This window comes from Escherichia sp. 10290 (assembly GCF_030295155.1).
Classification (GTDB): Bacteria; Pseudomonadota; Gammaproteobacteria; order Enterobacterales; family Enterobacteriaceae; genus Escherichia; species Escherichia coli_F.
Map to the genome: position 1 here is coordinate 1262377 of NZ_AP025741.1, position 20860 is coordinate 1283236.

Annotated in this window: 34 protein-coding genes and 1 pseudogene; 14 read left to right on the forward strand and 21 right to left on the reverse strand. The window is 47.7% G+C overall.

The features are described 5' to 3' along the window. Positions 1-45: 45 nt before the first annotated feature. A complete protein-coding gene (locus tag QUE74_RS06065; RefSeq protein WP_001299283.1) occupies positions 46-351 on the reverse strand; it encodes a threonine-rich inner membrane protein GfcA in 306 nt (101 codons plus the stop codon). Between the two features lie 441 nt (positions 352-792). After that, positions 793-1005: a cold shock-like protein CspH gene (gene cspH / locus QUE74_RS06070; protein ID WP_000087763.1), complete on the reverse strand. Its 213-nt coding sequence runs from the start codon at positions 1003-1005 to the stop codon at positions 793-795. Positions 1006-1290: 285 nt separating this feature from the next. Here cspH and cspG point away from each other — a divergent pair, with 285 nt between their 5' ends. The 4 genes from cspG to QUE74_RS06090 are packed head-to-tail and all read left to right on the forward strand — an operon-like array spanning position 1291 to position 2070. Next, complete coding sequence (gene cspG / locus QUE74_RS06075) at positions 1291-1503, forward strand: cold shock protein CspG (RefSeq protein WP_000066490.1); 213 nt, start codon at positions 1291-1293, stop codon at positions 1501-1503. A gap of 10 nt (positions 1504-1513) precedes the next feature. Next, complete coding sequence (gene ymcF / locus QUE74_RS06080; RefSeq protein ID WP_071524879.1) at positions 1514-1702, forward strand: cold shock small protein YmcF; 189 nt, start codon at positions 1514-1516, stop codon at positions 1700-1702. Further along, positions 1677-1907: a protein YmcE gene (gene ymcE / locus QUE74_RS06085; RefSeq protein ID WP_032193925.1), complete on the forward strand. Its 231-nt coding sequence runs from the start codon at positions 1677-1679 to the stop codon at positions 1905-1907. The genes ymcF and ymcE overlap by 26 nt, the downstream gene beginning before the upstream one ends. Beyond that, the gene (locus tag QUE74_RS06090) at positions 1897-2070 is read left to right on the forward strand and encodes a GnsA/GnsB family addiction module toxin (protein ID WP_001019197.1); all 174 of its coding nucleotides are present in this window, start codon (positions 1897-1899) and stop codon (positions 2068-2070) included. The genes ymcE and QUE74_RS06090 overlap by 11 nt, the downstream gene beginning before the upstream one ends. Before the next feature lie 48 nt (positions 2071-2118). On the opposite strand, the gene QUE74_RS06095 is transcribed toward QUE74_RS06090, so the two are convergent. The 5 genes from QUE74_RS06095 to QUE74_RS06115 all read right to left on the reverse strand — a co-directional run bounded on the left by QUE74_RS06095 (position 2119) and on the right by QUE74_RS06115 (position 7821). Continuing rightward, complete coding sequence (locus tag QUE74_RS06095) at positions 2119-3192, reverse strand: 4Fe-4S binding protein (protein WP_000136996.1); 1074 nt, start codon at positions 3190-3192, stop codon at positions 2119-2121. 71 nt (positions 3193-3263) lie between these two features. Then, positions 3264-6008 (reverse strand): TMAO reductase system sensor histidine kinase/response regulator TorS, encoded by a 2745-nt coding sequence (gene torS, locus QUE74_RS06100; protein WP_001054721.1) that lies wholly within the window; start codon positions 6006-6008, stop codon positions 3264-3266. Between the two features lie 94 nt (positions 6009-6102). Then, entirely contained in the window at positions 6103-7176 is a 1074-nt protein-coding gene (locus QUE74_RS06105; RefSeq protein ID WP_286331907.1) for a tyrosine-type recombinase/integrase, read from the reverse strand. Continuing rightward, positions 7154-7372 (reverse strand): excisionase, encoded by a 219-nt coding sequence (locus QUE74_RS06110; protein WP_001303849.1) that lies wholly within the window; start codon positions 7370-7372, stop codon positions 7154-7156. The genes QUE74_RS06105 and QUE74_RS06110 overlap by 23 nt, the downstream gene beginning before the upstream one ends. A gap of 104 nt (positions 7373-7476) precedes the next feature. Then, a complete protein-coding gene (locus QUE74_RS06115) occupies positions 7477-7821 on the reverse strand; it encodes a hypothetical protein (protein ID WP_001281197.1) in 345 nt (114 codons plus the stop codon). A 197-nt stretch (positions 7822-8018) separates the two neighbouring features. Here QUE74_RS06115 and QUE74_RS06120 point away from each other — a divergent pair. After that, positions 8019-9247 (forward strand): IS3-like element IS2 family transposase gene (locus QUE74_RS06120; RefSeq protein WP_088895425.1). Its coding sequence is split into 2 segments (ribosomal slippage): positions 8019-8334 and positions 8334-9247, totalling 1230 coding nucleotides; the frame shifts between segments, so codons are not numbered across the junction. Here the strand turns inward: QUE74_RS06120 and QUE74_RS06125 are convergent. From QUE74_RS06125 to QUE74_RS06195, 14 genes and pseudogenes are all read right to left on the reverse strand, one after another. Then, positions 9218-9514: an ASCH domain-containing protein gene (locus QUE74_RS06125; RefSeq protein WP_286331908.1), complete on the reverse strand. Its 297-nt coding sequence runs from the start codon at positions 9512-9514 to the stop codon at positions 9218-9220. The genes QUE74_RS06120 and QUE74_RS06125 overlap by 30 nt on opposite strands. Continuing rightward, on the reverse strand, positions 9507-10250 hold the full coding sequence (locus QUE74_RS29450; RefSeq protein WP_353511488.1) for a DUF551 domain-containing protein: 744 nt from the start codon (positions 10248-10250) through the stop codon (positions 9507-9509). The genes QUE74_RS06125 and QUE74_RS29450 overlap by 8 nt, the downstream gene beginning before the upstream one ends. 333 nt (positions 10251-10583) lie before the next feature. Continuing rightward, positions 10584-10762, reverse strand: a pseudogene (locus QUE74_RS06140) (hypothetical protein). 1 nt (position 10763) lies between these two features. After that, on the reverse strand, positions 10764-11549 hold the full coding sequence (locus tag QUE74_RS06145; protein ID WP_286331909.1) for an ead/Ea22-like family protein: 786 nt from the start codon (positions 11547-11549) through the stop codon (positions 10764-10766). Then, the gene (locus QUE74_RS06150; protein WP_001214451.1) at positions 11546-11713 is read right to left on the reverse strand and encodes a DUF2737 family protein; all 168 of its coding nucleotides are present in this window, start codon (positions 11711-11713) and stop codon (positions 11546-11548) included. Before QUE74_RS06150 ends, QUE74_RS06145 begins: the two co-directional genes overlap by 4 nt. 16 nt (positions 11714-11729) lie before the next feature. Continuing rightward, complete coding sequence (locus tag QUE74_RS06155; protein WP_000753555.1) at positions 11730-12044, reverse strand: hypothetical protein; 315 nt, start codon at positions 12042-12044, stop codon at positions 11730-11732. Between the two features lie 11 nt (positions 12045-12055). Further along, positions 12056-12538, reverse strand: a complete 483-nt coding sequence (locus QUE74_RS06160) for a siphovirus Gp157 family protein (RefSeq protein WP_000041317.1) — start codon at positions 12536-12538, stop codon at positions 12056-12058. After that, on the reverse strand, positions 12522-13433 hold the full coding sequence (locus QUE74_RS06165) for a recombinase RecT (protein ID WP_000065836.1): 912 nt from the start codon (positions 13431-13433) through the stop codon (positions 12522-12524). The genes QUE74_RS06160 and QUE74_RS06165 overlap by 17 nt, the downstream gene beginning before the upstream one ends. Then, the gene (locus QUE74_RS06170) at positions 13430-13738 is read right to left on the reverse strand and encodes a hypothetical protein (RefSeq protein WP_000604110.1); all 309 of its coding nucleotides are present in this window, start codon (positions 13736-13738) and stop codon (positions 13430-13432) included. The genes QUE74_RS06165 and QUE74_RS06170 overlap by 4 nt, the downstream gene beginning before the upstream one ends. Positions 13739-13822: 84 nt before the next feature. Next, positions 13823-13993 (reverse strand): hypothetical protein, encoded by a 171-nt coding sequence (locus QUE74_RS06175; RefSeq protein ID WP_001183771.1) that lies wholly within the window; start codon positions 13991-13993, stop codon positions 13823-13825. A 75-nt stretch (positions 13994-14068) separates the two neighbouring features. Further along, positions 14069-14380, reverse strand: a complete 312-nt coding sequence (locus QUE74_RS06180) for a superinfection exclusion protein (protein ID WP_000776961.1) — start codon at positions 14378-14380, stop codon at positions 14069-14071. 175 nt (positions 14381-14555) lie between these two features. Then, a complete protein-coding gene (locus tag QUE74_RS06185) occupies positions 14556-14807 on the reverse strand; it encodes a hypothetical protein (protein ID WP_000394299.1) in 252 nt (83 codons plus the stop codon). A gap of 8 nt (positions 14808-14815) precedes the next feature. Next, on the reverse strand, positions 14816-15148 hold the full coding sequence (locus QUE74_RS29555; RefSeq protein WP_413814966.1) for an antitermination protein N: 333 nt from the start codon (positions 15146-15148) through the stop codon (positions 14816-14818). A 492-nt stretch (positions 15149-15640) separates the two neighbouring features. Beyond that, positions 15641-16336 carry a LexA family protein gene (locus QUE74_RS06195; RefSeq protein WP_001519589.1) on the reverse strand — a complete coding sequence of 232 codons (696 nt, stop codon included), beginning with the start codon at positions 16334-16336 and terminating at the stop codon, positions 15641-15643. A gap of 75 nt (positions 16337-16411) precedes the next feature. Between QUE74_RS06195 and QUE74_RS06200 the strand changes: the two genes are divergently transcribed. The 9 genes from QUE74_RS06200 (at position 16412) to QUE74_RS06240 (ending at position 20858) form a co-directional block, all read left to right on the forward strand. Then, complete coding sequence (locus QUE74_RS06200; RefSeq protein WP_000067727.1) at positions 16412-16627, forward strand: helix-turn-helix transcriptional regulator; 216 nt, start codon at positions 16412-16414, stop codon at positions 16625-16627. A gap of 119 nt (positions 16628-16746) precedes the next feature. After that, positions 16747-17043, forward strand: coding sequence for a CII family transcriptional regulator (locus QUE74_RS06205; protein WP_000251074.1), 297 nt, complete (start codon positions 16747-16749; stop codon positions 17041-17043). 22 nt (positions 17044-17065) lie between these two features. After that, positions 17066-17338 (forward strand): hypothetical protein, encoded by a 273-nt coding sequence (locus tag QUE74_RS06210; protein WP_001244621.1) that lies wholly within the window; start codon positions 17066-17068, stop codon positions 17336-17338. Between the two features lie 62 nt (positions 17339-17400). Next, positions 17401-18288 carry a replication protein gene (locus QUE74_RS06215; RefSeq protein ID WP_097504910.1) on the forward strand — a complete coding sequence of 296 codons (888 nt, stop codon included), beginning with the start codon at positions 17401-17403 and terminating at the stop codon, positions 18286-18288. Continuing rightward, positions 18285-19661: a replicative DNA helicase gene (locus tag QUE74_RS06220; RefSeq protein WP_089621847.1), complete on the forward strand. Its 1377-nt coding sequence runs from the start codon at positions 18285-18287 to the stop codon at positions 19659-19661. Before QUE74_RS06215 ends, QUE74_RS06220 begins: the two co-directional genes overlap by 4 nt. Positions 19662-19733: 72 nt before the next feature. Beyond that, positions 19734-19940 carry a hypothetical protein gene (locus QUE74_RS06225; RefSeq protein ID WP_097504903.1) on the forward strand — a complete coding sequence of 69 codons (207 nt, stop codon included), beginning with the start codon at positions 19734-19736 and terminating at the stop codon, positions 19938-19940. 17 nt (positions 19941-19957) lie between these two features. Continuing rightward, positions 19958-20272 carry a phiTE_015 family protein gene (locus QUE74_RS06230; protein ID WP_016063115.1) on the forward strand — a complete coding sequence of 105 codons (315 nt, stop codon included), beginning with the start codon at positions 19958-19960 and terminating at the stop codon, positions 20270-20272. A gap of 2 nt (positions 20273-20274) precedes the next feature. Beyond that, complete coding sequence (locus tag QUE74_RS06235; RefSeq protein ID WP_016063116.1) at positions 20275-20685, forward strand: recombination protein NinB; 411 nt, start codon at positions 20275-20277, stop codon at positions 20683-20685. Beyond that, positions 20682-20858: a NinE family protein gene (locus QUE74_RS06240; RefSeq protein ID WP_001254220.1), complete on the forward strand. Its 177-nt coding sequence runs from the start codon at positions 20682-20684 to the stop codon at positions 20856-20858. Before QUE74_RS06235 ends, QUE74_RS06240 begins: the two co-directional genes overlap by 4 nt. Positions 20859-20860 lie beyond the last annotated feature (2 nt).

Here is a 20860-nt window from a genome sequence, read left to right on the forward strand (position 1 = left end):
CAACCGGGTATCATTTAACTTTAATTTTGACGCGTTAAAGCAGTATTAGCGCGTAGTGGACGTGGTGGTTGAGGTGTTATGAGAACCGCCATCGCCACTGTCATTTGCTGCAACTACTGCCAAAGTCGCCACACCAACAGCCGTTGCCACACCGACAACCGTCGCCGTGCCGACAGCGCCAGCAGCTACGCCACCGGTGGTAGCAGCAGTCGTAGTGGCACCAGTAGTGGTCGTTGTGGTGCCAGTAGTACCCGTCGTTGCCTCGGTCCCGTTTGCTGCTTCTGGTGCAGCAAACGCAGCTGGCGTCGTCAACATGAAGGCCATAAGGATTGCAGAAAGCTTGTGTTTCATAACTTTTCCTTTATTCATCGCATGGACAATACGTACGCTTGAGATCAGGATTGTCTACTTTGAGTATAACATCCTTGTGAAATCTCCCTTTCCGCATACCGTCGGTACTATATACCGCGAGTGGGAAAGGCGCGCAGAGAGAAATATAAGATTGTTAACGATTTCCCTCTGGAAATACGACTTGTGAGCATAAGATAAATCTTAGAAAAATACAAATTAAAGATAAGAAAATTGTTAAGAAAGCTATTAACTATTGTTGGTGATATAGTTTCAAGCGGTACTATGATTGACTGTTAAGTAGCATTTATAACTATTAGGTGCAGAGATATTCGGCTAAATGGATTTGTTTTCTGGGGTGAAAGTAACTTTTGTTATAATGTGCGATGTTGACTATTGAGCTTTTTTAATAAAAACAGCCAGCTTTAAACAAGCTGCGTCATCTTAAGAGAGATAAACATTTGCCGCTGTTGGTCCGCGTAGGCCATTTACGCGGCAAAATTCCACGCGTAATCCTGGTATAAGCACTTCTGCGTCGCGGGGAGTGAATGCGGAAATATGGACCTGGACTTCTTTACGACCGTCGGAGGGGATAATGAATCCTTTGCCGCTTTTGCGATCAAAGGTTTTGACAATTCCTGTCATTTTACGGGACAAACAAATTCCTTACTGAAAATACTGCGCTGCACTATACGGGGTTAATAAAATAAAGCCAGCGATATTTAAGACCGCCGGACGGCTAAAATAAAAATTGCTTAATCTCAATTATCATGCGTTAATAGCTGCGTCGGTTTGAAAGACAGACAGCATACAAAGTAGTTTACTAAAGCAGTTCTCATTATCAGGCATTATCCCCTTCTTTTGAGTCTCTCTCCTGAACACTAAGTAGTTTCTGTATTAAAGCCCTGTTTGCCGAAAGGCCCAAAATGAAGGAAGTAAAATATGTCTAATAAAATGACTGGTTTAGTAAAATGGTTTAACGCAGATAAAGGTTTTGGCTTTATCACTCCTGATGATGGCAGCAAAGACGTTTTCGTCCATTTCACCGCCATCCAGAGCAATGAATTCCGCACGCTGAACGAAAATCAGAAAGTTGAATTTTCTATTGAGCAGGGGCAACGTGGTCCCGCGGCAGCGAACGTTGTTACGCTCTAAGGTTGCCGTTATTACTCAACATCTCCATTTCCGCTGTCCATGTTGTCATGGTTCACAGTACCGCACATCGGCATTCGATGTGACGGAGCGAAATCCTTTAGGGGCAAAGTGTATTTTTTGTAAATCGACGATGATCACCTTTGATAACGTCGCGCTGCAAATACGCACTGACCATGCGCCGCTGGATTTCACAAAATAAGATTAGGCTCCCTCGTGGAGCCTTTTTTATATCTGCCTTATTTTTCTTTAACGCTGTATGTATAGTAAGCGATAACCTGTTGATTATTGAATCTTTAGGGGAGATGGCTTATAACATTTCTTACCTGACCAGGGTACCGGGAACCAACACCTTACTGGCGTGTTGCTGTCTTTTAAGACCAGAAGAGGTTAACAGTGAATATTGAAGAGTTAAAAAAACAAGCCGAAACGGAAATCGCTGACTTTATCGCGCAAAAAATCGCCGAGCTGAACAAGAATACAGGGAAAGAAGTCTCTGAAATTCGCTTCACCGCACGAGAAAAAATGACCGGGCTTGAAAGCTATGATGTCAAAATCAAAATAATGTGATTTTGTGAACATCACCCCGTGCGAGGTGATGTTCCGCTTGTTGCTAATTTAGTGACCAATCATTGGCGCTTGCGGAATTAAGCGTCGGTACAATTCCTCCGGCACCGGGCTTTGCCATACTCCCGCATACATTGCGTAACCAATCACCGCAAACATAATCCCCAGAACCAGTAGCGTCATTAACCAGCCAGACAACGCAAAGGCTTTTTTATTTGCCGCAGGTTTTTGCAGTGAAAAGGTCAATGTTGAGGCTACCGGACATGACTCTACGCAAGTCATACAACCGGTACATTCCACGGTTCGTACCTGAATTAATTTATCGACCGGGATCCGCGATGGGCAATTTTTTGCGCATTTGCCACAGTCGATACAACTTTCGGCATTGCGACGAATCTTAAACGGCGACAATAGCGAAACCACGCCCATCAGCGCGCCATATGGGCAAAGATAACGACACCAGGCATGGCGAATAAACAGACTGACAATCAGCAAAACGGTCACGCTGATTAATGTCGATGTCCCCATATGACGAAAGAAATCGAGCATTTTAACGTCCATCACCACGCTGTAGGGCGACAACATAAAATAGTGAATAGCCTGAGCGGGCATCAATAACGCGATATAGAGAAAAAAACTCAACAGCAAATACTTCACGCCGCGCAGAGGAATATCCAGACAGCGGGGAAGGACAAATTGCCGACCAAACAGTTTGTTACCGAGATCGCCGATGAATTCAGAAAGCGTACCAACCGGGCATAACCATGAACAAAAGGCCTTTTTTAGTAATAGACTGATGACGATAAAAGCGACCAATAACAGCATCGCGGCGGCGTGGACGGACGGTAACTGGCCTGTTGCAAGGCTATATTTCAGATTCATCAGACCGGCAATCGGTAGCCAGCCTTCGATGCCTCCTGGCCTGGCGACAAATGTCGTACTACCTGCCGTTTCGTAATAGCGCACCCAATACCAGAACGTGATGGCAATATAAATATTAATTGCCAACAGTAATAATTGCGTCGCTTTACGCCAGGTCGTGGCATTGCGCCAGTCATTCCACGGTAATTTGCCGCCCGTCGTCCCTGGCCGCCGCTGCCAGCGGGTTCTTCTTTTCTCTGTCATGATTTTGCCAGTCCGTTAAGTTGCATACCAAATGCCACTATTCTAGTTGTTCTTAACTGGCTGATATTGATTCAAATCGCGTTCAGGTCTTTCTTATTCAACCATGCTTCCAGAGCGGCAACACTGCGTGTAATTTCTTCGTGTGGAAGGGGGGCAGATAATGGCTGCTGCTCCAGTTGTGCGCATAACTGGCTGGCGCTACGCATTCCCAGACTTGAGCAACTGCTTTTTAGCTGATGCGCGGCACGCTTTATTTTCTCGCTATCCTGACTGGCGCGGGCAATGTCGATTTCATCGAGAAGCGGCAGGGCATGTTGTTTAAATAATGCCAGCCATTCGTGGATCTTCTTTGTTCCCATTAACTGAGCATCTTCATTGAGTTGCGATATATCCAACGGTTGATCGTTATTGACTTGCAGTTGGAGATAGTGCGCCAGTAACTGACCGAGCACTTCACGCGGCACCGGTTTAGGTATAATCCCGCGAAATAATGAACTGGTACGCTGGCGCAGTGTTTCGTCGATGACATGGGCGCTAAAGCCAATCAAAACCAGTGACGGATATTGCTGTGCCAGTTGCCGGGCAAGGGTAATGCCGTCTATATCCGGCAGATCAAAATCCACCAGTGCGGCAGCAAACGGTTCGCTATTTTGCAATGCATCTATTGCCTGCGCGGCATTTCCTACCGCAACGACCTGCGCACCACTGGTGTTCAGCATTTCGACGGTAATTCGCTGGGTTAGCGGGTTATCTTCAATTAACAGCAAACGCAAATCGTCCAGACGTACCGCCTGATTGACTGTTTTGGGCACGGGTGCCGTGGCAATACGTAACGGCAAGCGTAAACAAAAACAGCTTCCAACCTCCGGCGTACTGGTGGCGCTCAGTTCGCCACCCATCGCCTGGGCCAGACGGCTACTGATAGTCAGCCCCAGCCCGGTGCCGCCGCGTTTGCCGCTTACCTGAACAAATGGCTGGAAGATTTCTGCCAGTTTCGCGGGATCAATACCGCAGCCGCTGTCTTCTACTTCGAGTAGCCATTGCTCGCCATCAGTGCGACTACGCAGGATAATGTGCCCTTCGTCAGTGAAACGCAGGGCGTTGCTCAACAGGTTGGTAATGACCTGACGAATTCGTCGCGGATCGCCCATTAACGCAGTTGGTACATCGTCGGCAATTGCCGTTGCCAGGCGAATTGGGCGATCTTTCACCCGTCCGCTCATTAATTGCAGGGTACTTTCCAGCAGCGGGCGCGGTTCAAAGGGCTCATCGCTGACCGAAACATTCTTGCCACCCGCTTCGATAGCCGAATAATCGAGAATGTCGTTAAGGATGGTCAGCAACGATTCACCAGAGTCAGTAATTGCCCGCAAATCATCACGCTGGGCATTAAGTGCGGGATTATCCGCCAGCAGTTGCGCGGTGCCGAGAATACCGTACAGCGGTGTGCGGATCTCATGGCTCATTGCCGCCAGAAACGCCGATTTTGCCTGGCTGGCTTTTTCTGCTTCCGCCCGTGCCTGTCGATGTTCGACCACCAATTCCTGCAATTCGGCTGTGCGCGCTTTTACCTGCGCCGCCAGCTGTTCGCGGTGGCGATTAAGCGCATGAACACTGCTGCGAAACGCATCCATCAGCCGCCCGATGGTGTCCAGCTCCCGCACGCCAGCGGTTTCCGGAAAAGGGGAGTCGATATCACCGTCCAGCAGTCGTTGCAGCGCCTGCGTTTGTTCGGCAAGTGGACGCGTGACTGAGCGATAAACTACGCGCCAGAGGATCAGAATCAATGCACAAAGTGAAACTATCCCCAGCAATAACAGGCTGTATTGCCCGCGTGCACTGGCTTTTTCCAGATGCGCCAGGCCATGCTGATTACGCAGCTCAATGGTGTCGACCAGTTGACTGACTTCGCTACTAAACTGCGCGAACTGGGCGATGTTATTTTGGGCGAGAGTTTGCAGGTGATTGCTGATTTCACTGTCCTGCTGATACAGCGCCAGCAAATCGCTATATTGGCTAACGGAAGTTAACGTTGTTGCGACCTGAGCACGAACTCCCGGATCTTCAATGCGTATTTGCCGACGTTGCAGAATTTTCACCGCATTATTGAGCTGCTTTTCCAGCGTTGGCGCATTTTTCTGGATCTGTTCCAGCCCCAGATTCATCACCATTTGCTGCACCCGCAGGGCGCTAAGGCGCAGTTCATTCATCTGGTTAACGTACTCAAGATCGATATCAATCAGCCGATCAAGTGCGTTTTCTGCGGCCTGACGCTGATGTTGTTCGATCAAATCGTAAATCCCAGCCTGGGTCGCTCCGGCGGAGGTTGCCGCATTATTCGCCTGACCTTGTGCCAGGCGTGCGATCTCATCGGCAGCAGCGACTATCTGCTGGCTGAGTTGCTGTTGTTGCTGGCGCAGTTGCAAACGCTGCCCCACCAGTTCCCCTTGTTGACGTAACGAACGGGAGATCTCCTGCTCCTGTTGTTCAATAGCGGTGGTATCAAAACCTTGTTCCCGTAACGCTTGCAGCAACGCGTTAATCTTCAGGCTTTGTGCGGTGAGCATTCGCCCCTGCGCCTGCCACATCTTTTCGTTATCGGCACTGGTCAGGTTCTGTGCGGCGAAAAGTTCCCAGGCGCTGGCTTCGCTCAACTGGCGCGCCATATTCATGGTAGGAATCAATGCCTGAGTATTGTCTTTTTCCACCTGGCTGATAAATCGCAGGTTGTACCATCCCACCAGGGTACTGGTCAGGGTTAACAGCGCCATCAGGGCAAAGCCCATCCAGAGTCTTCGGGTCAGGGTTAAATTCACGGTCAGTGTACTTAAGGTGAATAAGTTGTATATTTAAAATCTCTTTGACTATCAATGAATTAATGTAAGCAGGTCATTATTAGTCAAAATAAAATCATTTGTCGATTTCAATTTTGTCCCATTCCCGTCCACGGCTGTCCCTATACCGCGCCGCCATTGAATCTGATTTATGCCCGAGAAGACGTTGAGCAAACTTATCGCCAATCTGGTTCCGGTATAGCCTCGCCGACAGGCTACGCAGTTCATGGAATGTTGGCGGGTCTCCATCAAATGAGAGTCCTGATGCATTTCTCGCCTTTGTAAAATACTTCGATACTGTTTTCGGGGAAAGCGGATCGTGATGCTTTGATGCGATTATTGTTTCACTGCTGCTGGCCTCCCTGCATTTCTGTAGTGTATCAGCCAATGAGATATTGAGCGCGTCAATCGTTAGCGTTAGCGGAATGGCGAGTTTAGCCCCTGTTTTACTCTGTTCAATGTGAAGATGGTTGTCGTTTATGTCTGACCATTTCATTCTGCACAAATCGCCGACTCTCTGCCCTGTAACGACGGCCAAATCCATCGCCAGCCTTAGCCAGATAGGGAGAGGTTCGGCTGCATGGTAAATCTCGACATACTCATTAGCTGTCAGCCTTGAGCGCCTTACTTCTGACTTTGCTGTACGGGTTGCTGTTACCGGATTCGTTGCCACATGCCCCTCGGCTATTGCTTCACGAAAAACGTCAACAAGGGTTGATCTGATTAATTTTGCGGAGGCCGCTTTACCTTCTGCTACGTAGGTGTTTAGCATTGTTGCCACCTCTTTCGTTGATATGTCAGCGAGCGGTTTGTCCGGCAATTTTCTTCGGATTGCCCTGATTTTGCTGGCGTAGTCGAGTAGAGTTTTCGGCCTGACACCCCTCTCGCTGAGGATTGTTTCATATCGGTCAAGCCACACATGAAGAGTGATTACGTCAGCGCCTTTAATTCTGTCTATCAGTGACTCACGCCTGTTCTCGGATAGCAACTCAATATTGGCCTGAATAGCCTCTGAAACTGCTATCCTTCTGTCTCTGCCTAATCCGAACTCTTTACCCGTCCTTGGGTCCCTGTAGCAGTAATATCTATTGTTTCTTATATAAAGGTTAGGGGGTAAATCCCGGCGCTCATGACTTCGCCTTCTTCCCATTTCTGATCCTCTTCAAAAGGCTACCTGTTACTGGTCGATTTAAGTCAACCTTTACCGCTGATTCGTGGAACAGATACTCTCTTCCATCCTTAACCGGAGGAGGGAATATCCTGCATTCGCGCACCCATCGACGAACTGTTTCAAGACTTCTTGGACGTCGCTGGCGTGCGTTCCACTCCTGAAGTGTTAAGTACATCGCAAAGTCTCCGCAATTACACGCAAGAAAAAGCCGCATTGATGCGGCGATGGTAGGTCTGGATATCATTGAGCAATGAACAGGCCGGCGGTGTTATTTCATGGTTAGTCCTTGCGTAGCTCGCTGATTCTTCTGTAAGTCTCTGGTGCTTTGTTTCCGTGTATCTTCATTTCAGACTTCAACAGAGCAACGAGGGAATCCCATTCGTTGAGGATTCCTTTGAATGCCGGAACGCGCTTTGCAACCTTGTTGAATGAATCTCTGATTTCTGGAATCTGCTCAACAAGTGCAACGCATCGTCTGAAATCGGCTGCGTCATGGGGAGCGCCGAAGTGATGACCATAGATATTCTTTTTCAGTCCACATGCGATTGAGGCAAGAGTTGCGCTACTGATGCCAACATCGCCAGTCGATTGCCATTTCAAAACCTTCATAGCCAAATCTGACATTTCTTGTCTCCATAAAACAAAACCCGCCGTAGCGAGTTCAGATAAAAGAAATCCCCGCAAGTGCGAGGATTGTTATTCATTGTCGATATTTACCTTTATCGCGAACTAGACTGGCCCCCTGAATCTCCAGACAACCAGTATCACTTAAATAAGTGATAGTCTTAATACTAGTTTTTAGACTAGTCATTGGAGAACAGATGATTGATGTCTTAGGGCCGGAGAAACGCAGACGGCGTACCACACAGGAAAAGATCGCAATTGTTCAGCAGAGCTTTGAACCGGGGATGACGGTCTCCCTCGTTGCCCGGCAACATGGTGTAGCAGCCAGCCAGTTATTTCTCTGGCGTAAGCAATACCAGGAAGGAAGTCTTACTGCTGTCGCCGCCGGAGAACAGGTTGTTCCTGCCTCTGAACTTGCTGCCGCCATGAAGCAGATTAAAGAACTCCAGCGCCTGCTCGGCAAGAAAACGATGGAAAATGAACTCCTCAAAGAAGCCGTTGAATATGGACGGGCAAAAAAGTGGATAGCGCACGCGCCCTTATTGCCCGGGGATGGGGAGTAAGCTTAGTCAGCCGTTGTCTCCGGGTGTCGCGTGCGCAGTTGCACGTCATTCTCAGACGAACCGATGACTGGATGGATGGCCGCCGCAGTCGTCACACTGATGATACGGATGTGCTTCTCCGTATACACCATGTTATCGGAGAGCTGCCCACGTATGGTTATCGTCGGGTATGGGCGCTGCTTCGCAGACAGGCAGAACTTGATGGTATGCCTGCGATCAATGCCAAACGTGTTTACCGGATCATGCGCCAGAATGCGCTGTTGCTTGAGCGAAAACCTGCTGTACCGCCATCGAAACGGGCACATACAGGCAGAGTGGCCGTGAAAGAAAGCAATCAGCGATGGTGCTCTGACGGGTTCGAGTTCTGCTGTGATAACGGAGAGAGACTGCGTGTCACGTTCGCGCTGGACTGCTGTGATCGTGAGGCACTGCACTGGGCGGTGACTACTGGCGGCTTCAACAGTGAAACAGTACAGGACGTCATGCTGGGAGCGGTGGAACGCCGCTTCGGCAACGATCTTCCGTCGTCTCCAGTGGAGTGGCTGACGGATAATGGTTCATGCTACCGGGCTAATGAAACACGCCAGTTCGCCCGGATGTTGGGACTTGAACCGAAGAACACGGCGGTGCGGAGTCCGGAGAGTAACGGAATAGCAGAGAGCTTCGTGAAAACGATAAAGCGTGACTACATCAGTATCATGCCCAAACCAGACGGGTTAACGGCAGCAAAGAACCTTGCAGAGGCGTTCGAGCATTATAACGAATGGCATCCGCATAGTGCGCTGGGTTATCGCTCGCCACGGGAATATCTGCGGCAGCGGGCTTGTAATGGGTTAAGTGATAACAGATGTCTGGAAATATAGGGGCAAATCCACGAACACCTTTACCGGTTTATCACCGAAGTGCGGATGTGTGATTGTCTTCACTTCATATCCGTCGTACGGAACATCAATTCTGCGACTGGAATCGTCGCGCTTCGGATATCCCTTTGTGATAATCAGGCGGTAATATTCCCGGAACATAATTCGCTTATTCCAGTAGTCATTACACAGGCGATACTCTTCCGTTTTCTCCCCGCGAATCATGGCATCGAAGTATTCACCTTTAACGGCAAGTTGCAGGTTAGCCACGGTTAACCTCCTGCTTCGGTGCTGCTGGCATTTCACGCCAGTGCGTAACTGAGTGCGGATCCGGATATTCGGTGCCATCATCCCAGCGATTACCATTCCACATTGCAGACCACATCTCACCGTCTTCATACATGACCATTACCGGAATTAACTTTTCCGGCATTCGCTCACTACAGATTATCCAACTATCCGGAGTTACCGGAGAGTTGCCAGCCAGTCTACGCAAAACAGCCTTAACAGCCTCAATACGGTCATCATCAACTTTTTCTACAATATTGGAATTTAAATACTTCGAAGCCTTGCTATGCCAATCGCTGGTTTTAGGGTCTTGTCCATCCATCAAACGCCAAGCTTCAGCGATTAACTCATAGCCAGTAACAGTGGCTTCCTGCGCATCACCAATCAGTTGTGTGATCTCTCTTTCAAGCATGCTTAGAGCGTTAGGCATTGGTTTTTCTTCAGGTACTACTGGCACTGGAGGGGCGGCGTAAATGCCCTCTATCACTAAATGTTTGCGCTCAAAATCATCTGGCTCTCGATGATATACGTAACTCCAATCACCAAGGTTATCATTGCGCCTGCAACGGAAACCTATCGGCTCGACTTCCAGCGCTGCCAGAGCAATTCGTGCCAGTTCTTCCGCTTCTTCTGCTGGCAGTACAACGTTGCTACCAGGTCCGTATGTTTCGCGCCACTGCTTGATTGTCAGCAGTCGCTCTTTGGTAATAGTGGTCATGCCGCGTTTCCTTCTTTCTTATTAACAATTACACCGTCATATATTTCATTAAGGTGCCCTCTCAACTCCATTCGCCTTAATGCAGATAACATGTAATCGCATTCAACCTGCTTATTTCCAGTAAATGGCTTATCGTCAGGATTACCCCAACAGCAATTACCCTTGGGCCACCCATGTACTTTCCGTACTCTTCCGTTAACAACGTGAAGTAATCCCCAGCCAGGTGGTAAATCCTCAATTGAAATAATTCCCGGCTCACTAATAAAGAATCGCCAGTCGCCCATTCCAAGAGACGGATTTTTACGAAAACGCTTTTTTCTATCTGCCAACAAGTCAGCACGAGAACATTTCGCCTCTATCAGGCATGATGCTGAATTTCTGAATCCCATAGCATCTGGCTGTTCTCCGGTACTGGTTACAGCTATAAAGCGGTCATGAAAACAAACCTTGAACCCGTTGCGCTTAAGGAACTTGTACGCAATCTGACAGAGTTCGCGGTGTGTTAACGCCATATCACTCTCCTTTGATGCGAATGCCAGTAGCGCGGATTGCATCGATGACTTCAGAAACTTTGTATGCCATTACCGTTTGGTAATCATCGTGAAAATCTGTTCGATGAAGCATGCTGCTACGTTCCGGGAGCGTTATTTCCCGAGCATCCAGTTCCTTAACGCGTTCCTCCAGTTCGTAGACCCTGCATTGTTCTCTATCATCAATCAGATATAACCCAAGACATTCGCTTTCTACCCAACCGCCAAAATCATGATCGTAACGCTCACATGAAAACTCACCGTCACCGTCCTTTGTTGGAATGGTGTAACTGTCTAATGGGCCACCGTACGTCGGCACATTTCCTAATGTCGGATGCTCAATCCACATAAAAAATGCACGTCCGGTTATTGGGCAAATATCTGGCCGCCATTGGTTACGAACAGCGTTGGTTTCTGATAATTCTTCAGCGTGTTGTTTTACTTCCTCAAGCTCAACACGCAGCTTCCCTACCGTTAGCGCAATATCCTCGTTCTCCTGATCGCGGCGTTTTATGTATTGCTGGTTTCTTTCCCGTTCATCCAGCAGCGCCTGCACTACTTCAGGGTTGAAAGCTGCGATATAACGAGCGTTGTTCTCTGCGTTTTTCTGTCCATCAAAGCCGGTCCATTTGATAACGTCTTCACATCGTTCATCACCGGGCGTGTGCACCGCATAAGTACCAGTATCCGTCGAAATAAATGCGACCCATTCACCCTGTGTTGCCTGTTTTGCTAACTCACGCAGTGCCTGATAGTCAATCTTGCTCACTGGTTGCCTCCTTTGCGCAACATCGCATTCAGATATTTGTTTTGATTCACTGATGGAAAAGAATTTCTCTTAAGCAATTCCTCTCTCGATGGCATTGGTTTTACGCGTTGGCGAATAATCATTTCTGCCGGAAGAATGCCGGGATTGTATGCAAGTCCTCTCATGGTAAATTCCTCTTTGTTAATTTATTCGTATGCCTGCTCTTTCTTCATCGAGTTTTTTTAGCTTGTATCGCATAGCTCTTACTGAATAAATTGAGCGGCAGGTTGCAATTGCTATTTCTTCTGCGGAGAACTTACCGAAAAGTGATACTTCGGCTCTTGTCCATCGTCTTCCACGAAGTCGGCTAACAATGTCAGCGCCAATCCTTGTTGCTTTCGCCATAACTGCTTTTTCAGTCCTTTCCAGTTTTTCAGCGATAACTTCAACTGGCATTGTCGCCGCTACTTCGCGCAAGAAATCGACTTCCCATTTCTCCCATGGAGTCTTTTTCATAGGCGATACCGTTATTTGATAAGAAGTGAAGGTTTCCCAACTTTGAGTTGAGCGCCGGGGATATTTATTCCTGCTTTTAGTTGGTGTTTGATTGCCAACTTGTCGGCTTTAATTGTCGTTTCAAACTCAACGTATTCAGGAGGAAGGGCGCTTGAGTCGATGATTTCTACAGTTTCTGACGGTTTGCGGATTGTTACCTGGTGAATACCTGCTCGAATCTTTTTCTTGCCAACCATTTCAAGCGATGACGCTATATACGCCATAATGCTGTCAATCTTATTTTGAATTACTGCGGCTCGTTCATTCAGTGACTTTGCCTCGTCCTTGAGGCGTTCAGCATAACCAGATTCATTTTTAATAATGGCGAGAAGTTGCTCTATTTTATCGGTAAATTCTCCTTCCATTCCTTCTATTGTGTCAGCAATCATCTCTGGTTCTAAATCTGAATCCATCAATTTTGCATATTCATTGGCAATTTCATACAGTTTGCTCACTGGCAACCTCCAGTTTCGCTTTGCATTCTATGTAAATGGCTTGTACGTTCTGCTGCAATTTCATTCCAGATGTCAGGCGATATGCTTCTGCAAAATATCTCTTCAAATCATCCATGTTTTCAGCCTGAGCCATTTCATCACAAAGAAGTTGTGCTTTATCCGTTATTTCCTGCTGGCGTTTCCGTTCATCTTCGCGGATATCTTCCTCTGATTTGTGCGGCATAACTGGTTCAGTCCATACACCTTCTTCTTCGTTTAGTACGTGAATAGCACTATCAAGACGTGATGCCTTAGGCCAATACTTGCTTGCACGCTTTACGACCGTCTTTCGCGCCATCTCATTCCAGTGATTTACCCATGGTCCTTTATCGCTGAATGCTGCCTTGCTTGTTTTCCTTACAGCCTCAATTTCAGCCAGACTCATCTCTTCCGTTAGATAATCACCTGCTGGCGTCTTAACTGTGCAGTAAACGCCAACGATATCACCACGGTCACCGAAGGCTTTGTATTTATGGGTTGGTGCTTTATCAAGCCCGTTTGACTCATAGGTATCGTTAGCATGAACAAGTTTTGCCTGACCCCATGAGATAACACCAGACTCCATTGCAATATGGAGCAATCCCATGTAACTGATATCAAGGCATACCATGCCGTCGCGCGGAACCAGATAAGCCAGTTTGCTAGCCGGGTTTAAGGTGATGCCGATCGCCGCAACATTGATGATGGCGTTCTGTGCGCTTGTTGGATTTGCCAGTGCCGTTTTAGCCAGGTAATCGTTTTTCTGGAAATACTGAATTGCAAACTGGCTTTCCTTAGCCCATGTCACCGTCTGTTCAGTCAATGCTCCGCAGAATAACTGCTCCTGCTGTTTAACGAATTCAACGATATTGCTCATGCTGCTTCTCCAAAAATGTGTCTGCGCTTGAATATTGCGAAGGCATATTCAGCCTTAACTCTTTCGGTTATTGCATCCCAGAACCATTCAGCGGCTTTTTCCTGATAGTTACAGTCATCATCTTCCAGCCAGTCGATAGCGTCCTTAGTGTGTTCATCTGGTTTATATGAGCGAAGCATTTCGCTTATTGGGTCGCAACGTTTGCAGAGGCGATCAACTTCACTGTTGATTCGTTCGTAATCTTCATCAGTAAAACTTGCGATTATTTGCGATATTTCACGCTTATCATTCAGAGTCAGAATCATCATCTTTCTCCTGTTCTTTGTGCTGATTGAGCATTTTGTTCATCTGACGAATGAATTCTTCGTCTGACCAGTTATCCGTAAAACTCATGGACGGCCTTGTTGTTTCAAAATATCCCAAAGCTTTTCGAGCAAACTTTTCATTCTTGGTTGTTTAAAGTCTGCTCCGGTTAAAATATTTTTTCGTGAATGCTGTACCGATAAAATCGGGTTGAAAGGGCGAACCGATGCCGCCCCTGCAATAGCGAACTGTTGCATAGGATGCTCCTTCTGTTTGATTGCATAACGAAAACGCCTCGAGTGAAGCGTTATTGGTATGCGGTAAAGCCGCGCTTAGGCGGCTGATGTTTCTTCTTTCAGGCTTTCGAGATATTTACGTGGGTCGTCGTAACATTGGCATTCGCTGTACCAATCCACCCAGCGATCAGTAAGCCCCATCTCTGATAAATCTTCATCGGTAAGGCTCTCATCCCACATCTCAAGGCCGTTAGCATTGCAGTAATCAGGCTTGATGTTGTTGTCATACTGAAAGGCGTCATAATCAGCCAGTGCATCCATCAAGCGAACACCCTCTTCAACACTTGCCACTTCTACAATGAACGGCTTCATAGGTACTTGCGGGATATGCCAGACACGTAATTTCATATTTCCTCCGTCAAAAAAATCGCCCTCACATTGGAGGGCAAAGAAGATTTCCAACAATCAGAACAAGTCGGCTCCTGTTTAGTTACGAGCGACATTGCTCCGTGTATTCACTCGTTGGAATGAATACACAGTGCTGTGTTTATTCTGTTATTTATGCCAAAAATAAAGGCCACCATCAGGCAGCCTTGTTGTAAATGTTGCAGGTATCAAGTAAGTAATTAGATGGAGCGCCATAAATTATGAATTCATCGTTTGTCGGGTCCATCTCCATCTCTTGGCCTATTGCCATTCTTGCGTCAGTGTCATCAGCGGCGAAGCATAAAACAGCCCACGCACCCATTGTTTTAAAAAGAACTGCAATTGGCTGTGGTTTTACTGAATTTGCGTTAGCGCGAAAATCACAAATCGCACTTTCATGAAATTCCATATCTCACCTCAATCGTAATAAGCTGGAATTGATTTTCCGCGTTGCTTCTGGCGACCAACACAAGTCACACCCATTTCACTGCGTGGCTTGCTGTACCATGTGCGCTGATTCTTGCGCTTAATACGTTGCAGGTTGCTTTCAATCTGTTTGTGGTATTCAGCCAGCACTGTAAGGTCTATCGGATTCAGTGCGCTTTCTACTCGTGATTTCGGTTTGCGATTCAGCGAGAGAATAGGGCGGTTAACTGGTTTTGCGCTTACCCCAACCAACAGGGGATTTGCTGCTTTCCATTGAGCCTGTTTCTCTGCGCGACGTTCGCGGCGGCGTGTTTGTGCATCCATCTGGATTCTCCTGTCAGTTAGCTTTGGTGGTGTGGTGGCTGGTAGTCTAGCTCCAGCTTGTTGAGTCTCATTCGGAGGGGTATAACCGGCACCCCAGTGATTTTTCCATGCGACAACGTGCGCGTTATGGCGGCCTTATCGCCCGCGGCTCCCCATCTCGTCCACGCTATTGCTAGCGTTGGGAGCGCTTCACCGCTCAACAGTAGGTAAGCACTTGCCAGTGACTAGCTGGCTTCACCACACCCCAAAGCCTTCTGCTTTGAATGCTGCCCTTCTTCAGGGCTAAATTTTTAAGAGCCTCACCTTCATGGTGGTCAGTGCGTCCTGCTGATGGCTAAATAGTACGATTTGTACTTTATCGAGTCAATACAAAATGTTCTAAATATAATTAGTTTTTTATAACGCTTTGTATTTAATGGGTTTATATTTTGGAAAAAGAAAACCCGACGCTAAGGTCGGGTTATTGTTGTGTGTTTTAGAGTGGTGAGGCTGTTAACTAAATGTCTCTTCAGGCCACTGGCTGGCGATAACTTTCCCTACTACGGAACAGCTATCATTGCATGGAATCATTGGATATTGCGGGTTTAGTGGCTGTAGGAACACCTGACCGCTATCCCTGATCAGTTTCTTGAAGGTAAACTCGTCACCACCAAGTCTGGCTATGCAGAAATCACCTGGCTCAACAGCCTGCTCAGGGTCAACGAGAATTAACATCCCGTCAGGAAAGCTTGGCTTGGATCCTGTTGGCGCGGTCATGGAATTACCTTCAACTTCAAGCCAAAACGCACAATCACTGGCTTTTTTGGTTGTGCTGACCCATCTCTCCGCATCACCTTTGGTAAAGGTTCTAAGCTCAGGCGAGAACATCCCGGCCTGAACATGAGAAAAAACAGGGTACTCATATTGTTTTTTAACGGGGGCAGATGAGTATTCGCCAACAGGTGAAAATGTACCGTCGTGGTTGAATGAGACATTATCAATACCAAGGTATTTAAACACCACACCAATCTCGTCAAGAGATGGATGACGAGATCCGCGCAACCAGTGACCAATTCCACCCTGCGTCATACCAAGCTCTTCAGCTAACTTCTCTTGAGTTATGCCGAGCTCTTTCATTCTGGATCTAGCCAGTTCATACCATTTCATTTTCATACCCTTATTATTACGCTCTGTACTAAAACCATCCATGCACAAGATGTATTTTTTGTTTGCATTCTAAAAGTACATATCGTATTATTGTTTCATGGTTACTATGGAGGGCATATGAGCAACCTACGAAAATATCGAGAGTCACTGAATATCTCTCAAACAACACTTGCTAAGGCAGTTGGATGCACACAGGGAGCTATCGGACATTGGGAATCTGGTCGTCGCTTCCCAGACCTTAAAACATGCCGCGCTCTTGTTGCATGCCTAAACAAGTTAGGCGCAAAAGTCAGTCTTGATGACGTGTTCCCTCCGGAACACAAAGCCGCTTAAGACATTCCCGCTCTTACACATTCCAGCCCTGAAAAAGGGCATCAAATTAAACCACACCTATGGTGTATGCATTTATTTGCATACATTCAATCAATTGTTATCTAAGGAAATACTTACATATGGTTCGTGCAAACAAACGCAACGAGGCTCTACGAATCGAGAGTGCGTTGCTTAACAAAATCGCAATGCTTGGAACTGAGAAGACAGCGGAAGCTGTGGGAGTTGATAAGTCGCAGATCAGCAGGTGGAAGAGGGACTGGATTCCAAAGTTCTCAATGCTGCTTGCTGTTCTTGAATGGGGTGTCGTCGACGACGACATGGCTCGATTGGCACGACAAGTTGCTTCGATTCTCACCAATAAAAAACGCCCGGTGTGCAAGACCGAGCGTTCTGATCAAATACAAATGGAATTTTAACAACATCCAACGAGGTAATTATATGCGAAACAAAGGCTTTAATCCACCTGATACACACAAAGAAGCTAAGCGTTTGCGCTTCCTTCGTTCCATTGATGAAAGAACTCAAATCTCTTTTGTGAAAGTTGCCAGAACTGAGCTTCTGAAGGCTGAGGCGAGGGCGTTGCTCCCGTCTCTACCAAAAGAGGAGGGATATACGTTCATTCCAAACGCATTTCTGGAAAAGCTTCTCAAAGAAGACATATCCGTAAGTCAGTTTAACGATGTTCTTAAGGTCTTTCGTCAAGGCAGGTAGTTATGAGCAATACAGCAAAAATCTACGATTTCAGCGCCGCACACGAGCGCAGGAGCAACAGGATGGAGAACCAGAAAACTGGTTACATTCCGTTGTACCGGAGCATTCTGAAACAGTCATGGGCGAAAGATGTTTATCTTCGCACCCTGTGGGAAAACCTTCTCCTGAATGCCGCCAGAAAGCCATACAAAGCGAATTTCAAAGGTCATGAATGGCATCTGCAACCCGGTCAACTGGTTGTGACAGCAGCTGATTTAGGTCTTCAGTTATGCGACAGACATGGCAAGCCAGCAAGCCGTGATCAGGTTGAGCGGATGCTTCAGGTTTTTGTGAAAGAGGGGATGATCTCCATTGATGGAGAGAAGCAAAAAGGTCGTGTGATAACCATCACAAATTACCATGAATATGCTCAAAAAATGGACAATTTACCCGCACATGAAGCCGCACAAACAACCGCACATGATGCCGCACATGACGAAGACAGTAATGGCGCGGCTTTCAGCGCACATGCCGCACATGAAAGCGCACATGAAGCCGCACAAACAACCGCACATCATGAACAAGAAGGTATTAACAAGAATATAAATAATACCCCCCTACCCCCCAATGGGGGAGGCGATGGGCAGGTTAAACCTGAACGTCGCAAGGCAGAACGAATCGACTACGAATCCTTCCTGAACGCCTACAACACCGAAGTCGGTGACAGACTGCCACACGCTGTTGCGGTCAACGAGAAACGCAAACGCCGCCTGAAGAAAATCATCCCACAACTGAAAACGCCAAACGTGGACGGTTTCAGAGCGTATGTCAGGGCGTTTGTGCATCAGGCCAAGCCGTTTTACTTCGGAGACAACGACACTGGCTGGACGGCAGATTTTGATTACCTGCTGAGGGAAGATTCGTTAACGGGAGTACGGGAAGGGAAGTTTGCAGACAGGGGGATTTCATGAGACAGGATATCGAAGCGAGCGTTATCGGTGGCCTGCTGATTGGTGGATTAACTCCAACCGCCAGTGACGTTCTTGCAACGCTGGAGCCGGAAGCGTTTTCAATTCCGCTCTACCGGAAAGCCTTCGAGGTTATCCGCAAGCAGGCGCGAAACAGAAACCTAATCGACGCGCTGATGGTTGCCGAGGCGTGCGGAGAGGAGCATTTCACGTCAATCCTGATGACCAGCAAAAACTGCCCGAGTGCCGCAAACCTGAAGGGATATGCCGGAATGGTCGCGGATAACTATCACCGCCGTCTGGTGCTGGAAATCATGGATGAAATGCGTGAACCAATTCAGAGCGGAACCATCGACGCATCGAGTCAGGCGATGGATGAACTTGTAAAGCGTCTTTCAGCCATCAGAAAGCCCCGTGACGAGGTTAAACCTGTACGGTTAGGGGAAATCATCACTGACTACACTGACACGCTTGACAGGCGTCTGAGGAACGGAGAAGAGTCAGATACCCTGAAGACCGGAATCGAAGAACTTGATGTCATCACCGGAGGGATGAACTCGGAAGACCTGGTGATTATCGCTGCTCGTCCGGGTATGGGGAAAACCGAACTGGCGCTGAAGATTGCCGAAGGCGTTGCAAGCCGCGTTATTCCTGGTTCTGACGTCCGGCGCGGGGTATTGATTTTCTCAATGGAAATGAGCGCATTGCAGATTGCAGAGCGAAGCATTGCCAACGCCGGGAGGATGTCGGTTAGCGTACTGCGAAATCCTGCATCGATGGATGACGAGGGCTGGGCACGTGTTGCTAACGGCATGAGTCAGCTTGCAGATTTGGATGTATGGGTAGTCGATGCCTCGCGGTTATCGGTCGAAGAAATACGCTCAATCGCAGAACGGCACAAACAGGAAAATCCAAACCTCTCACTCATCATGGCGGATTATCTTGGCCTGATTGAGAAGCCGAAAGCAGATCGCAACGACCTCGCAATTGCTCACATCTCCGGAAGCCTGAAGGCGATGGCGAAAGACCTGAAAACGCCTGTTATCTCCCTAAGTCAGCTTTCGCGCGATGTTGAGAAGCGACCAAACAAACGCCCGACAAACGCAGATTTGCGTGATTCAGGAAGCATTGAGCAGGACGCAGACTCAATCATCATGCTCTATCGGGAAGCGGTATATGACGAGAACAGTAGCGCCGCGCCATTTGCTGAAATCATCGTGACGAAAAACCGTTTTGGCTCGCTTGGTACGGTTTACCAGCGGTTCTGCAACGGACACTTTGTTGCATGTGACCAGGATGAAGCCAGACAGATTTGCACAGCATCAAATGCACCTGCTGCGCGTGGCAGACGATATGCACAAGGGGCTGACGTATGACCATCTACATCACTGAGCTAATAACAGGCCTGCTGGTAATCGCAGGCCTTTTTATTTTGGGGAGAGTAAATCGTGGTTGAGTTGATTTTCTCTGCATTGAGGCTTCTCGGTGCTCTGTGGATGGTGGCGACGTTCATTGTGGTTGCTGGCTGTTTTGTCCGGTTGGTAGGCGAAGGTAAAGACCTGGTGGGTGTGCTTTTCGGTAGCATTTTCCTGTGGATGATTATCGGTGTTATGCCTGTCGCTGTAGCAAAAATGGCGTGGCGTTTTGTGAGTTGAACTGAGGGTAAGTATCGATGGACGAATCAAGAAAGCAGTTTGAGGAATACGTTGCCAAAAAATTGAGATTACCATTCGAGATGATAACCGAGGCAAGAAATGGTGATAGGTACTTCGCATTTTCAAGCATGGATATTCGTCACTCCTTAAATGAGTGGTGGACTTTATGGCAGGCATCGCGAGCAGATATTGAAATAACCGCGCCAAAGTTTATCGACAGCAGAGAAGCATTAGCCAAAGGGTTTACCGTTGATTATTCCAATGGCTTCGGTGATGCAATGGATGCTTATGAGGAAAACATCCGCTCTGCTGGAGTCAAAGTGAAGGAGTAACGATGAAGCAAACAATCTTCCTCCGAAGTAAGCAACAACAGCAAGCCGCAATCAACGCCATCCTCGAAACTCCTCTCGATAAAGACAAGCCAGTCACCATCCGCATTACTGACTACAAGCGCAACCTTGACCAGAACGCAAAATTTCACGCGATGCTGGCGGATATCGCTCGTCAGGTTCAATGGTGCGGCAAATGGTTAAAACCGGAACAATGGAAGGTTTTGTTGATCAGCGGTCATTCAGTGGCAACAAAGCAGGAAGCTGATGTTTTGCCCGGCCTTGAAGGCGAATACGTCAACATTAGGGAGAGCAGCGCACAGATGAGCGTGAAGCGTATGGCAAGTCTGATCGAGTACACAACAGCATGGGCTATTGGTCAGGGTGTCAGATTTACCGACAGGAGGTACGAATGAGACGACAGCGACGAAGTTTCACCGACATCATCTGCGAAAACTGCAAATACCTTCCAACGAAACGCTCCAGAAATAAACGCAAGCCAATCCCAAAAGAATCTGACGTAAAAACCTTCAATTACACGGCTCACCTGTGGGATATCCGGTGGCTAAGACATCGTGCGAGGAAATGACA

Bases quoted from the DNA above. Each gene is read 5' to 3' on its own strand.
- QUE74_RS06065 (WP_001299283.1), bottom strand. From the start codon at position 351: ATGAAACACAAGCTTTCTGCAATCCTTATGGCCTTCATGTTGACGACG.
- cspG (WP_000066490.1), top strand. From the start codon at position 1,291: ATGTCTAATAAAATGACTGGTTTAGTAAAATGGTTTAACGCAGATAAA.
- ymcE (WP_032193925.1), top strand. From the start codon at position 1,677: ATGCGCCGCTGGATTTCACAAAATAAGATTAGGCTCCCTCGTGGAGCC.
- QUE74_RS06095 (WP_000136996.1), bottom strand. From the start codon at position 3,192: ATGACAGAGAAAAGAAGAACCCGCTGGCAGCGGCGGCCAGGGACGACG.
- QUE74_RS06105 (WP_286331907.1), bottom strand. From the start codon at position 7,176: ATGGGAAGAAGGCGAAGTCATGAGCGCCGGGATTTACCCCCTAACCTT.
- QUE74_RS06110 (WP_001303849.1), bottom strand. From the start codon at position 7,372: ATGTACTTAACACTTCAGGAGTGGAACGCACGCCAGCGACGTCCAAGA.
- QUE74_RS06115 (WP_001281197.1), bottom strand. From the start codon at position 7,821: ATGTCAGATTTGGCTATGAAGGTTTTGAAATGGCAATCGACTGGCGAT.
- QUE74_RS29450 (WP_353511488.1), bottom strand. From the start codon at position 10,250: ATGACCACTATTACCAAAGAGCGACTGCTGACAATCAAGCAGTGGCGC.
- QUE74_RS06150 (WP_001214451.1), bottom strand. From the start codon at position 11,713: ATGAGAGGACTTGCATACAATCCCGGCATTCTTCCGGCAGAAATGATT.
- QUE74_RS06155 (WP_000753555.1), bottom strand. From the start codon at position 12,044: ATGAAAAAGACTCCATGGGAGAAATGGGAAGTCGATTTCTTGCGCGAA.
- QUE74_RS06165 (WP_000065836.1), bottom strand. From the start codon at position 13,433: ATGAGCAATATCGTTGAATTCGTTAAACAGCAGGAGCAGTTATTCTGC.
- QUE74_RS06170 (WP_000604110.1), bottom strand. From the start codon at position 13,738: ATGATTCTGACTCTGAATGATAAGCGTGAAATATCGCAAATAATCGCA.
- QUE74_RS06175 (WP_001183771.1), bottom strand. From the start codon at position 13,993: ATGCAACAGTTCGCTATTGCAGGGGCGGCATCGGTTCGCCCTTTCAAC.
- QUE74_RS06180 (WP_000776961.1), bottom strand. From the start codon at position 14,380: ATGAAATTACGTGTCTGGCATATCCCGCAAGTACCTATGAAGCCGTTC.
- QUE74_RS06185 (WP_000394299.1), bottom strand. From the start codon at position 14,807: ATGGAATTTCATGAAAGTGCGATTTGTGATTTTCGCGCTAACGCAAAT.
- QUE74_RS29555 (WP_413814966.1), bottom strand. From the start codon at position 15,148: ATGGATGCACAAACACGCCGCCGCGAACGTCGCGCAGAGAAACAGGCT.
- QUE74_RS06195 (WP_001519589.1), bottom strand. From the start codon at position 16,336: ATGGATGGTTTTAGTACAGAGCGTAATAATAAGGGTATGAAAATGAAA.
- QUE74_RS06200 (WP_000067727.1), top strand. From the start codon at position 16,412: ATGAGCAACCTACGAAAATATCGAGAGTCACTGAATATCTCTCAAACA.
- QUE74_RS06205 (WP_000251074.1), top strand. From the start codon at position 16,747: ATGGTTCGTGCAAACAAACGCAACGAGGCTCTACGAATCGAGAGTGCG.
- QUE74_RS06210 (WP_001244621.1), top strand. From the start codon at position 17,066: ATGCGAAACAAAGGCTTTAATCCACCTGATACACACAAAGAAGCTAAG.
- QUE74_RS06215 (WP_097504910.1), top strand. From the start codon at position 17,401: ATGGAGAACCAGAAAACTGGTTACATTCCGTTGTACCGGAGCATTCTG.
- QUE74_RS06220 (WP_089621847.1), top strand. From the start codon at position 18,285: ATGAGACAGGATATCGAAGCGAGCGTTATCGGTGGCCTGCTGATTGGT.
- QUE74_RS06230 (WP_016063115.1), top strand. From the start codon at position 19,958: ATGGACGAATCAAGAAAGCAGTTTGAGGAATACGTTGCCAAAAAATTG.
- QUE74_RS06235 (WP_016063116.1), top strand. From the start codon at position 20,275: ATGAAGCAAACAATCTTCCTCCGAAGTAAGCAACAACAGCAAGCCGCA.
- QUE74_RS06240 (WP_001254220.1), top strand. From the start codon at position 20,682: ATGAGACGACAGCGACGAAGTTTCACCGACATCATCTGCGAAAACTGC.